10 protein-coding genes and 1 pseudogene are annotated in these 12,009 nt (G+C 48.2%); 1 reads left to right on the top strand and 10 read right to left on the bottom strand.

The genetic code is table 11. The annotated features are described in order from the left end of the window. Positions 1-119 precede the first annotated feature (119 nt). Both HY807_03175 and HY807_03170 read right to left on the bottom strand, forming a co-directional pair. Complete coding sequence (locus HY807_03175) at positions 120-911, bottom strand: menaquinone biosynthesis protein (GenBank protein ID MBI4825409.1); 792 nt, start codon at positions 909-911, stop codon at positions 120-122. Positions 912-917: 6 nt separating this feature from the next. After that, positions 918-2,357: pseudogene (locus tag HY807_03170) on the bottom strand (RtcB family protein). A 152-nt stretch (positions 2,358-2,509) separates the two neighbouring features. On the opposite strand from HY807_03170, the gene HY807_03165 reads away from it, so the two are divergent. After that, positions 2,510-3,325, top strand: a complete 816-nt coding sequence (locus tag HY807_03165) for a hypothetical protein (protein MBI4825408.1) — start codon at positions 2,510-2,512, stop codon at positions 3,323-3,325. A 26-nt stretch (positions 3,326-3,351) separates the two neighbouring features. On the opposite strand, the gene nuoG is transcribed toward HY807_03165, so the two are convergent. The 8 genes from nuoG to HY807_03125 form a co-directional block, all read right to left on the bottom strand. Then, the gene (gene nuoG / locus HY807_03160; GenBank protein ID MBI4825407.1) at positions 3,352-5,802 is read right to left on the bottom strand and encodes an NADH-quinone oxidoreductase subunit NuoG; all 2,451 of its coding nucleotides are present in this window, start codon (positions 5,800-5,802) and stop codon (positions 3,352-3,354) included. 21 nt (positions 5,803-5,823) lie between these two features. Next, positions 5,824-7,653, bottom strand: a complete 1,830-nt coding sequence (gene nuoF / locus HY807_03155; protein MBI4825406.1) for an NADH-quinone oxidoreductase subunit NuoF — start codon at positions 7,651-7,653, stop codon at positions 5,824-5,826. Positions 7,654-7,807: 154 nt separating this feature from the next. Then, complete coding sequence (locus HY807_03150) at positions 7,808-8,191, bottom strand: (2Fe-2S) ferredoxin domain-containing protein (protein ID MBI4825405.1); 384 nt, start codon at positions 8,189-8,191, stop codon at positions 7,808-7,810. Positions 8,192-8,242: 51 nt separating this feature from the next. After that, positions 8,243-9,133: an NAD(P)H-dependent oxidoreductase subunit E gene (locus HY807_03145; GenBank protein ID MBI4825404.1), complete on the bottom strand. Its 891-nt coding sequence runs from the start codon at positions 9,131-9,133 to the stop codon at positions 8,243-8,245. Between the two features lie 78 nt (positions 9,134-9,211). Further along, a complete protein-coding gene (locus HY807_03140) occupies positions 9,212-9,751 on the bottom strand; it encodes an ATP-binding protein (protein ID MBI4825403.1) in 540 nt (179 codons plus the stop codon). Between the two features lie 12 nt (positions 9,752-9,763). Continuing rightward, positions 9,764-10,237, bottom strand: a complete 474-nt coding sequence (locus HY807_03135; GenBank protein MBI4825402.1) for a hypothetical protein — start codon at positions 10,235-10,237, stop codon at positions 9,764-9,766. A 114-nt stretch (positions 10,238-10,351) separates the two neighbouring features. Further along, complete coding sequence (gene dinD, locus HY807_03130; GenBank protein MBI4825401.1) at positions 10,352-11,197, bottom strand: DNA damage-inducible protein D; 846 nt, start codon at positions 11,195-11,197, stop codon at positions 10,352-10,354. Between the two features lie 65 nt (positions 11,198-11,262). Then, the gene (locus tag HY807_03125) at positions 11,263-12,006 is read right to left on the bottom strand and encodes a PHP domain-containing protein (GenBank protein MBI4825400.1); all 744 of its coding nucleotides are present in this window, start codon (positions 12,004-12,006) and stop codon (positions 11,263-11,265) included. Between the last annotated feature and the right edge of the window lie 3 nt (positions 12,007-12,009).

The raw sequence follows: 12,009 nt of genomic DNA, 5'->3' as shown, positions 1-12,009 counted from the left end.
GATCGGAGTCGGGAATGACGGGAAAGAAGAGCATGATTATAAAATCCCCCCGTTGCCCCCCTTTGTCAAAGTGGGGAAGAAAAGAAATGATTCCTGACAAGCCGGAATGACAGAAAGAGTTATAACTGCTTTGCGTACTTATCAAAGAGCATCAACCCTTCAAGATGCTCGTCTGTAAAATCGTATGATATCCCGTTCCAGTAGGTTATCAGTTCTTTTTCGCTCAGCAGTTTTTTCATGGGCGCTTTTTCAGCAAGCAGGGAAAGGTTCTTTGGAATATACTTTTTTGCGGCGATAAGGTCTTCGGAGAGTTTTTTGACAAGCTCTTTCTTCTCAATAAGCGAATCTTTCCTTGCTATCCAGAGTGCGAATACAAACGGCAGTCCTGTATGTTTGTGCCATAAACCTCCGAGATCGAATATATTTCCTGTGAACTCCTGCGCCTCTCTCATCGCCTCATCACCGATAAGCAGTGTCGCATCAGCATTCTCAAGATTCTCTTCAGCAGAAACGCCTTCAGTGACCGTGTAAGTGCAGTTCAGTGATAAAAATTTCTTCATGATTATCTTTAAAAGTACGACCGAGGTCTCAGAGTGTGAGGAGACGGATATCTTCTTCCCTTCAAGGGATTCCAATGCATAATGTGAAAAAAGGAATATGCTTCCGACAGAACCTGTCGCGCTTATTGATGTCCAGGGGATTATTGAGTAAGTGTCTTTATGCCTCAGATACTCTATTGATGATGAAGGGCTTACATCTATCTTTCCGTCACGGAGCATCTTATTGAGCTGTGAAGGCACGCCTTCGGTGAATGTGAACTCAGGCCGTCTGCATTCGTTCTCCAGATAATAGAAGACAGGAAAGAGGTTGGTGAAAGGGATCTTGCCGATTCTGAGATTATTACTATTCAAAATATCTTATCCTTTTATCACGCCGAGCGGCCTGAGCTTTGCGACTTTTCTTGAAAGCCCTGCTCTATGCACGACATCAACGACATTGGAAATATCTTTATACGCCTCAGGCATCTCTTCCGCGAGTGTGCCTCTGCCTGTGTATCTTACGGTCACGCCTGCATCTTCCATCTCTTGTCTTATAGACCTGCCTCTTGCCTGCTTTAATGCCTGATGCCTCGATAGCACTCTGCCTGCGCCGTGACATGTGGAGCCGAATGATTCTCTCATGCCTGTTTCAGTTCCGATGAGGACATATGACGCCCTGCCCATGTCACCGGGAATTATAACAGGTTGGCCGGTCTCTTTGTAAGCGTCAGGAAGTTCAGAATGCCCCGGAGGAAACGCCCTTGTGGCGCCCTTGCGGTGAACGACAACCTTCATCTTTCTGCCGTCAATGATATGCTCTTCGACCTTTGCGATATTATGCGCGACATCATATAAGAGGCTCATACCTGCTTTGTTCGGCCCGATGCCCAGCACCTCCATGAAAGACTCTCTTACCCAGTGCGTAATATACTGCCTGTTCGCCCATGCATAGTTTGCCGCAGCCTTCATCGCTGCAAGATACTCTTTCGCCTCGGGGCTGCTGTACGGCGCGCAGGCAAGCTCTATGTCAGGCAGGTCTATCTTATATTTATGCGCGGCCTTCTGCATCACCTTAAGAAAGTCTGTGCATACCTGATGCCCGAAACCTCTTGAGCCTGTATGTATCATGACCGTTATCTGATCTTTATAGAGGCCGAAGCTGTTTGCGACACTCTCATCAAATATCTCATCAACATACTGTATCTCTGCAAAGTGATTGCCTGAGCCGAGTGTGCCTAACTGCGAGCTTCCCCTCTCGTAAGCCTTATCACTTACAAGATCCGGGTCTGCGCCTTCCATACATCCGCCTGACTCTGTATGCTCAAGGTCTTCGCCGCTTCCGAAACCCTGCTCAACCACCCACTGCGCGCCTTGAAGCAGAACCTTCCTATGCTCTTTTGAGTTAAGTTTGAGCTTGCCTTTTGAACCTACGCCTGTCGGTATGTCCCTGAACAAGACCTCCACGAGGCCTCTTGCCTTTGGAATAACCTCGTCTTTGTGCAGGTTACTCCGAAGGAGCCGGACGCCTCAATTTATGTCGTAGCCGACGCCGCCAGGGGATATTATCCCTTCATTCAGGTCGAATGCCGCGACACCTCCGATAGTGAAGCCGTAGCCCCGGTGTATGTCAGGCATCGCAAGCGCCGCGCCGACGATCCCGGGAAGGGAAGCCACATTCGCGACCTGTTCGATTGATTCCTTATCAAGGGTTTTTTCGAGCTCCCTGTCCACATAGATGACGCCTTTTGTCCTCATGCCTGTTTTGTAGCCCTGAGGTATCTCTAACTTTGTATCATCGACCCTGCGAAGTCCTTCCATAGTTATTGCCTCCTGTCATTATAAATAGAGATTAAAGCATCCCGGCTCTTTTGTCGAGCAACGGGATATTTACAGCAGACTGATTTATAAATGTTGAATCGGTTAATATATTTAACATTATGAATAGAATATTTTTATTTATGCAGGTGTTATTGCTTTTAAGCGGAGCATCTCTGTCATGTTCTTTGAATTCCAATAAAGCGCCTGATGAAATAATGAAGGTTGCTGAAGGATACAGCTGGGAGGTCTATGCTTCAGGACTGAAGGATGTGGACAATCTTGCAAAGACTTCCGACGGTTTGTTATTTGCCACACTTGAGCTGGAGTTTCCTGACGGCGAGCTGGTAATGATAGACAACAACGGCAAGGCGGTATCTGTCATGAAAGGGCTGAACCGGCCGGACGGGCTTCGCGCAAGAGGGTTTAAGTTATATATCCTTGAAGAGTCGCGCAGCGGCAGGGTCATTGAGTATGACCTTCAGTCGTTTAAAGACAGGACAATAGCCGAATTCGATAATCCTGAAGGCATAGCTGTCATTTCCGATGAAGAGATGATCATTGCCGAAGACAAAAAAGACGGCAGGCTTATCAGGCTGTCAAGTTCAGGGGATAAAACGGTTCTGCTGGAGGAGCTGCATAACCCTGAAGGGGTCATAGTTGATAATGAGGGAGTGATCTATGTTGCTGAAACAAAAACAGGCAAGGTGCTTTTTCTAAAGGGCGGTGAAAAGGGGATACTTCTGCAGGGGCTTAATGAACCCGACCAGCTTGCGATAGATAATGACGGCGCACTGTGGATCAGTGAGGATGCCGATCCCGGGCGGCTGCTCAAATATCATAACGGCAGGCTTGAGACGATCGTTGAAGGGCTGCATGCTCCCCAGGGTATTCTGATAGACGGTAAAGATATATTCTTTTCAGAACAGAAACGCGACCGGATAATTCATCTTAAGAAAAAACAGAAGTGATATCTTTCACGCAATGGGCCGCAGGTTCAGTTAACCGCTTTTATCTTTACCGCGCAGATAGGAGAGGAGCCGTCCGGAGAAAGAGATGTAAGGTTGTTTATCCTCGCATGGTGAAAGTGGACAGGCGCGAATACCGTGCCCTCAGGGACTTCTTCTGAGATCTGGGCTTTCACCAGCACCGAGCCGTTCTTTGATGATAAGTTCACAAAGCCGTTGTCTCTGATATTGTATCTTTCCGCGTCAGCCCTGCAGACCTGAATGAATGCCGACGCTATCGCGTTGCCCTGGTTTTTGGACATTGCCGAGAGAGCGCCTGAATGCTGCATAAGGTTGCCTGTTATCATCCTGAGAGGGAATTCAGTGTCATATTCTCCGACCGGGGTATATGTAACAGGGTTGAACGTCAGCTTCAATCGGCCTGCCTCAGGTTTCCTGTTCTTGATCTCTTCCTGAAGCACTGTGATATCTTTTATGCCTATTTCAGCGCCCATCGCCTTTGAAAGGTTCTTTAGTATCTGCCAGTCAGCCACGGATTTTCCAAACGGCTTGACGATCCTTTTTACATTCTGGGCTATCCCTCCGGCATTGATAAAAGTACCGTCTTTTTCAGCCCAGCCGGATGAGGGCAGCACGACATCGGCAAGTTTAGCTGTATCAGTAAGCGTTATGTCTTGAACTACCAGAAAGTCCAGGCCGGTCAGCGTCTTTTCAACGGTTGACGAATCAGGGAAGGTTACAACAGGGTTCTCCCCCATGATAAATAATGCCTTGACAGCCCCTTCCTTATATAACATCGATGTTGCGTCCTTCCCCGGTATTTCAGGCCTTACGCCTGCCTCCCACATACCGAAGGTATTGCAGTATTCAGCAGGCATCTGAAGGCTGGAAGGTTTTTCTCCGGTCAGGATAATAAGGTTTGCGGCGGCAAGCGCGGTGTCAATTCCTTTGGTATTCTCTGATGCACCAAGGGTCAGGCTGATGAGCCTTGATTTAGCGGATAAGAATTCTCTTGCCGTTTTGATGAGTATATCTTCGCTTATCCCCGTTATCCTTGAGACTGCGGCCGGGGAATAATCATTTACAGTCTCTGTAAGGAAAGAGAAGCCTTCAACTTTTGATACCCTCTCTTTATCATAAAGCCCTTCATCAAGCGCAACTTTAATTATACAGTTCAGGAGCGCCACGCCGGTGCCGGGCTTTATCCTCAGCCAGCGGCTGCTGTGGCGCGTGAGCTTTGTCTCCCGTGTCTCTGCAACGATAAGATTTGTCCCTTCCCGCTCCGCCTTCAGGAAGTTAAGTCCCCAGACAGGGTGGGTGGATGTAATGTCAGATTCAATAACAAGTATAACCTCTTTGCCCAGAGGCGAGTCATGATCAACAGGAAGGCTCTTTAAACCGAATGCCATATCTACGGCATCGAGTATCTTTGCGTAGCCGAACCTTGCGGAAGAGTCGATATTATTGCTGCTGTTAACGCTCTTCATGAACTTCTGCAGCATATAGTTGTCTTCCACAGTGCATCTGGGAGAGCCGATAGCGCCTATAGAATCAGCTCCGTGGGCATGCTTTATCACCTGGATCCTTTCAGCTATGAACTTCAGCGCCTCATCCCATGAGGCCTTTTTAAAGCCGCTGCCTTCTTTTATCAGCGGAACCGCGAGGCGCTTTTCAGAATATATAAAATCGTAGCCAAACCTTCCTCTGCTGCAGAGGTTGCCTTTGTTGATGCCTTTGTCTTCGATCCCCCTCGCCCTCATTATCTTTCCCTCTTTCAGGTCGTACGTGACCGTGCACCCGACGCCGCAGTAAGGGCAGATATTATCGTGAGACTCAAGGAACCATGCCCTGGCGCTGTGCCTGTAAGACCTTCTTCCGAGGGCTCCGACCGGGCATGCGTCTATGCATTGGCCGCAGAACTCACAGTCAAGCCTTTCCTCAAATGCGGGGCTGATCTTCGATTCAAATCCCCGGCCTATGATATTTATGGCGCCGACTCCCTGAAGTTCGCCGCAGACCCTGACGCATTTGCCGCAAAGCACGCACCTGTTGCTGTTTCTCTCGACAAAAGGGCTTCCGGTGTCTGCCGTGTCATGTTTTTTCTTTGCCTTGAAACGGCTGTCAGCAGCCCCGTATTTAAATGCCAGGTCCTGAAGCTTGCATTCACCTGCCTTGTCGCAGACCGGGCAGTCAAGGGGATGGTGTATGAGTAAAAGTTCAAGCACCGTCCGTCTTGCCTTAAGCAGCTTCGGGGTCTCGGTCTTGACTGACATATTGGGTGTTACCGGGGTTGAGCACGCGGCAAGAAGTTTCATCTGTCCCTCAACCTCAACGACACAGAGCCTGCACGCGCCATAAGGCACAAGGCGCTTGTCATAGCAGAGATGCGGGATATCTATCTTGTTCTGAAGGGCGGCCTCAAGTATGGTCGTGCCTTCCTGCACTGAAAGTTTTTTGCCGTTTATCGTGATATTTACCATCTGATCCTCAATGCCGATATTCTATTTTTTGCTTTGAGCAAACATATTGCCAGGCCCTATCTTAAGCGCTCCGAACTTTGGCGGGCACGCCATATAACATGAGCGGCACTTTATACAGAGATCGTTATCTACCTTGTGAGGCTGTTTCTTCTCGCCTGTTATTGCGCCTCTCGGGCATGCCTTGAGGCACAGGCCGCAGCCCTTGCAGAGCTCCGGATCAATATAAAATGTTGAGAGTTCTTTGCAGACGCCTGACTTGCACCAGCCGTCTATGATATGTGACTCATATTCATGTTTGAAATACTTTATGGTCGTGAGCACCGGGTTCGGAGCGGTCTGCCCGAGCCCGCAGAGTGAAGTGTTGATGATGTCATGTGAGAGGTCAAGTAGAAGTTCGATGTCGCTCTCTTTTCCCCGTCCTTCAGTGATGTCTATCAGTTTATCCAGCATCACTCGTGTCCCTATCCTGCATGGAGGGCACTTGCCGCACGATTCATCAGCAGTGAACTCAAGAAAGAACTTTGCGACATTGACCATGCAGTTCGTATCGTCCATAACGACCATTCCGCCCGAGCCTACTATCGCGCCTGTGGCGTTTATCGATTCATAGTCGACCGGTGTGTCCAACAGGCTTTCGGGTATGCATCCGCCGGACGGCCCCCCAAGCTGGACCGCCTTATACTTCCTTCCCTTTTTTATGCCGCCGCCTATATCAAATATGACTGTTCTCAAAGGTATCCCCATGGGCACTTCAATAAGCCCTATGTTATTGATAGCTCCCGTAAGCGCAAAGACCTTTGTGCCTGTGCTCTTCGGCGTGCCAAGCTGCTTGAACCAGTCGGCTCCGTTTATGATTATCTGCGGGACGTTTGCATATGTCTCGACATTATTAAGAACGGTGGGTTTATCCCATAGGCCTTTGAAAGCAGGGAAGGGCGGCCTGGGCCGCGGCATTCCGCGCTTGCCTTCAAGCGAACGCATGAGCGCTGTCTCTTCACCGCAGACAAAGGCGCCTGCGCCGAGGTATATCTCTATGTCAAGGCTGAATCCGCTGTTGAGAATGTTCTCTCCGAGAAGGCCGGCCTCTTTCGCCTGGTCTATGGCTAACTGAAGCCTTTTTACGGCAAGGGGATATTCTGCTCTCACATATATGTACCCCTTGGTTGCGCCGATCGCTTTTCCGGCTATTATCATTCCCTCAAGCACAACATGAGGGTCAGCCTCCATGACGCTCCTGTCCATGAAGGCTCCGGGGTCGCCTTCATCTCCGTTGCAAAGGATGTATTTGGTGTCAGATATTACCTTTGAACAGAACTCCCATTTGAGCCCTGTGGGGAAACCTGCTCCGCCCCTGCCTCTGAGCCCGGAGTCTTTCATTATCTTTATTATCTCTTCGGGGGTCAGTTCGAGAAGCGCCTTTGCCGTGCCCTGGTAGCCGTCCCTTGCAATGTAATCTTCAATGTTCTCAGGGTCTATCATGCCTTTGTTCCTAAGCGCCCTGAGCACCTGGAGCTTGAAGAAGGGGATATCATGCATTAGCGGAACAGCAGACTTTGCTTCCGGCTCTTTGTACATGAGCTTCTCAACAGGCCGGCCTTTAAGCAGGTGTTCCTCTACTATCACGGGGATATCTTCGATCTTGAGTTTTTGATAAAAGATGCCCTCAGGCTGAACAGACATTATCGGCGCATTGGCGCAGAAGCCGTTACAGCCGGTAAGGACTATCTGTATCTCTTTTTCCAGCCCCCTTTTGTTGAGTTCATTAACAAGGGCATCTTTGACCTTTAGGGCATTGCAGGCAACGCACCCCGTTCCTGCGCACATCATTATGTTGGCCCTGTAATTCTGCATCTATGCTCTCCTGATTATTCTCATCTACATTCAAGTTGTCATCCCCGAGTGTCTCTATCGGGGATATTCCCCTCTAATAAAGAGGGGTTAGGGGTGTGTTTTATCTTAACATCCCCCTGTATCCCCCTTTATTAAGGGGGATGGCGAATTATACTCAATAGCTTGTTTCGCTTCCTATGACAAGCGCGTATTTCTCAACGATATTTCCGCCCAGAATATGCTCCCTGAATATCTCCCGCATCTTTTCTTCGTTCAGCGCCTTATATTTGACAGGAGGATGTCCGAGTATATCTATAGTGACCATCGGCTCGCTGCTGCATAGCCCGGCACATCCGGAAGTTGTGACAATGATGTCCGACGTGCCGCTTTTCTCTATTTCCGCCATAAGCGTGTTAATAATAGCCCTTGCACCTGCAGCGATACCGCATGTGCCCATATGTACGGTAACTTTTGCCCTGTAGCCGCCTTCTCTGAGCGTAAAGGTAGACTTGTGTTTCTCTTTGATCTTCTGCAGGTCGCTTATCGTCAGTTTGGCCATTGTTAACCTCTTATTCCCTTGTAAAATTATTTATTTTTTATCGCCTCAGCCTCATTCATATGCGGCAAGCATCTCCGCCGTCTTGACCGGGTTGACCGAAGCGTGTGTATCATGGTCGATCACAACTACCGGGGCAAGCCCGCACGCGCCGAGACACCTGACGCTCTCTAATGAAAACCGGTTGTCTTTTGTTATCTCAGAGACATTTATCCCCAATGATTCCTTGAGCTTCTCCAGTATCTCTTCAGCCCTTTTGACATAGCATGCCGTTCCAAGGCAGACCTTTATAACGTGTTTGCCCTTAGGCTTCATGCTGAAGAAGGAATAGAACGAGACAACTCCGTGTACCTCTGCCACCGGGATATTAAGCCCTCTTGCTATCTTTCGCTGAACAGAGGCAGGCAGATAACCTATGAGTTCCTGTGCCTGCTGAAGGACGGGGATAAGGCATCCCGGGGTATCACGATGTGAGGAGATTATCTTCTCAAGTTCGCCGGACTTGACATCTATCTCTTTTTCTCTGGCAGCCATAGTTTCTTCTTCAGCGCTTAATTCAGATGAACTCCTCTCCCTCATAAAGCTTACCGCCTTGAACGCGGCATCAATAAGCACCGGCTGGGAAAAGGGCTTCGGGAGATAATCAACAATGCCGAGTTTGAGGGTTTCCATAATAGATTCCTGCGAGGGGTTGTCTGCGGTAGCTATTACTCCGGTGCCGGGACTTGAAGTATTGATCCAGTTAATGACTTCTATTCCGCCGTTTTCAGGCAGTTCAATGTCAGTGAAGACGATATCGTATTCATTATTTTGAAGGATGCCGATAGCCTCCGGCCCGCTTCCGGCGCTGTCGATACTGTAGCCCTCTTGCCTGAGGATACTCTCGCAGCTCTTCAGAACGTCCGGTTCATCATCAACTACCAATATCTTGCCGTTATGCGTCATGACATCTCCATAAGGAGTTATTAACTTTAAGGCTGTTGGATAAATATTGTTCTTTATATGGAAAATATATTAACAGTATTATGTGTTGTTAATCCATGAGTTAATACTGTTTTTAATAAATTTAATGACTTCCGAAGAGTTCAGCGGCATATCGCCGAGTTCTTCCCGGAGTTCTTCGGTATTCAGGCTGTATATATCTCCGTCACGGCCGTGCTCATACCTGAAATTTATCGCAGGATGGCAGTAGATAAGGGTCGTTATTGTGCTGGCAATGTCTCCAAGCGGTTTTCTGTCTATGTGGCCATGCCGGAACGAGGCTGTAATGGAAGTGCCTATTCCTTCAGCGGTCTCGATTTCGACCTTCCCGCCGCATTCCTCCGCCATCTGCTTCAGGAGCGGGATTCCCAGCCCGATATTGCCGCGCACCTTCTTTGTCGAGAAGAACGGGTCTGAGACATTCAGCAGAGTCTCCTTGTCCATGCCTCTGCCGTTATCCCTGACCTCGATAGTCATGGTATTTTCATGTGTGTCTTCATTGATCTTTATCAGGATATTATCAGCCCCGGCATTGATCGAGTTCTCCGCGATGTCGAGTATATGAAGTGAGAGGTCTCTCATGCTCTTATTCGATTAACAACCGCAATGACCTTGAACTTGGTAAACTTCATCTTTAATTCCATCTTCTATGGTTAATCTGGAATCAAATTTTACATCTTCGCAACCTTCATCATCTGGGGTACAAACAGATTTAATTATATTTTCAAAAATCAATTTAATGTTTTTATAATTATAACGTTGCAAAAACTTATCTCCTACTTTTGCATTGTTAGGAATGTCATCAATATGCTCTGGAATAATATTTACCGTCATGCCATTGATATTCATTATTGCGTTTTCAAATTCCATATCTGATATGAAAACAATAGGTGTTCCCTCGGATTTCAAAAAATACGCACAACCACAACCATAGTCAATATCTTTTTCAGGTATTGCGTTAATGAGGTTATTGTGACTTAATTCTTCCGTATCTGATTTTTGTTCAGATCCAAAAATGATAGCAGTTACCAATATCAGAATTATAGTTATTTGGCTAATCGTATTCATAGGCAATTTTGCATAAAACCAGCTATCATCAGAACGGTAGCATAAATTTTAACGTGTGGTCAATGAAAAAACAGCTTGATGTCAGAGGAGAGTCTTTATGCAGCGCCATATCGGTTACTTGCCTTTCTTTTTTGCGGGCGTCTCAGCTTTGCCGAGTTGCTTGCGCTGTTTGGTCTCGATCTTCTTGATGCTTCCCGCCACCGGCAATTCTTCGGGCATCGTGCCGCCCAGTTCCCGGATGGTTTGCCGCACCTTCGCGCCTACTTCACGATGCGTCCGGTTCGCGGAGTCTTTTCCCTTCACCTCGTCCCGGCGCAGTTTTTCCTCAGCCTGGGTCGCACGGAACAGGTTTGCCGCCAATTCCGTGCTGCCCATGTGATCCAAAATCTTCTGACTCTTTTTCAAGCCCTTACTGCGGTGAATGTCTTCCTGCTTCAACCCGCCATAAAGCCCCATATACCCGTGATTCTGAAAGATGGCGTAGTCTATTGGTTCGATGACGCCTGCACCCTTGGCCGCATCGGCCAGTTGCGCATTGTGGCGGCGCATTTCTTCACGTAATAACAGGCGCCGATTTTCTTCGATATGTTCGTCTGCCAATTCCTGTCGCCGCGTCTGAATGGCGAAGTAGGTTTGTCCTTGCGCTACAATCTCCTTGTTGGGATTGGCGTTTTGAATAGCCAGGTAGCAGGCATAGCGCGACAGGAGGATGGTTTTAACAGGTCGTTCCGCGCCGCTGCCGATGGTGACCATTTCGGTGACGTCAACGAAATGGTCTTCGAGGCGATGTCCACTATTGAAACAGGCCATTTTAGCCTTTTCAATAACCCCCTCAAAATTGCGGTAATCACCGTAACCAATGATCTCGGAAAAGTCGCGGCTGGACCAAAATTCCATACCCGCATCGTTCATGCGCTTGATTCGCTCGAAAGGCGACGCATGGGTGCCAGATGTCTTCATAATTTTCTTTGCCATTACTTCTTTCCTCCATTAGGTAATGTAAGATAGGATTTTATTTTCAACACTTATTCCCAGACCGCCTTTCTGCTATTCATATTCTTTAAGGCATATACAAGCTCTGTGAATGTCGGCGATTCCATGGTAAAGACGGTTGTCCTCTTGCCGATATCTTCAAGCCTGTGTGCGTCTGAAGATGAGAGCCATGCGAAGTTGCTGTAATTGCCGTAAAGCTCTTTTGCCTTGTCAAAGGATATACGCGAAGAGAACTCAAGCGCGTCGAGCAAGCAGTCATCAGGGATGAAACCTAATTGGGATATTATTCCGAAGCCCTCTCTGTCTATATGAGATGCTATTGCAATGCCGCCGAGGGCGTGGACGGTATCTACGAGTGATTTTGCGGTAATGCCTGTTGCAGATATCAGCAATCTGTCATTGAAACCGAGAACATCATCCTCTTCGTCAGCTATCACCTGCTCACCGAAAATTTCAGGATCATTCCTGCCCGGCATGAGTTTATTATAAACCATCTCCTGCAGCTTTATGATGCCTTCGTGCCCTTCAAAAAGGGCGAGTATATGCACCTCTTCAACAGTTGAGGCCTCCATGCCGCAAAGCACAGCCAGCCCGCTTCCTTCCGCGGCGTGCATGACAGCTTCTACGTTTTCGGCGGAGTTGTGGTCAGTAACGGCGATCATATCAATGCCTCTCTCAAGGGCGGTTTTTACAACCGCCTTAGGAGACATCTCAATATCAGCGCATGGCGACAGGCAGGTATGTATGTGCAGGTCAGCTTTGAATTGCTTAAGCATGAA

Source organism: Nitrospirota bacterium (assembly GCA_016207885.1).
In the GTDB taxonomy this organism is placed as follows: domain Bacteria; phylum Nitrospirota; class Thermodesulfovibrionia; order UBA6902; family UBA6902; genus JACQZG01.
This window is presented reverse-complemented; position numbering and strand designations above follow the sequence as displayed.

Coding starts and splice junctions, on each gene's coding strand:
- HY807_03145 (MBI4825404.1), bottom strand. CDS start 9,133: ATGACGCATAACGGCAAGATATTGGTAGTTGATGATGAACCGGACGTT.
- nuoF (MBI4825406.1), bottom strand. CDS start 7,653: ATGCAGAATTACAGGGCCAACATAATGATGTGCGCAGGAACGGGGTGC.
- HY807_03140 (MBI4825403.1), bottom strand. CDS start 9,751: ATGAGAGACCTCTCACTTCATATACTCGACATCGCGGAGAACTCGATC.
- nuoG (MBI4825407.1), bottom strand. CDS start 5,802: ATGGTAAATATCACGATAAACGGCAAAAAACTTTCAGTGCAGGAAGGC.
- HY807_03135 (MBI4825402.1), bottom strand. CDS start 10,237: ATGAATACGATTAGCCAAATAACTATAATTCTGATATTGGTAACTGCT.
- HY807_03125 (MBI4825400.1), bottom strand. CDS start 12,006: ATGCTTAAGCAATTCAAAGCTGACCTGCACATACATACCTGCCTGTCG.
- HY807_03150 (MBI4825405.1), bottom strand. CDS start 8,191: ATGGCCAAACTGACGATAAGCGACCTGCAGAAGATCAAAGAGAAACAC.
- dinD (MBI4825401.1), bottom strand. CDS start 11,197: ATGAAGACATCTGGCACCCATGCGTCGCCTTTCGAGCGAATCAAGCGC.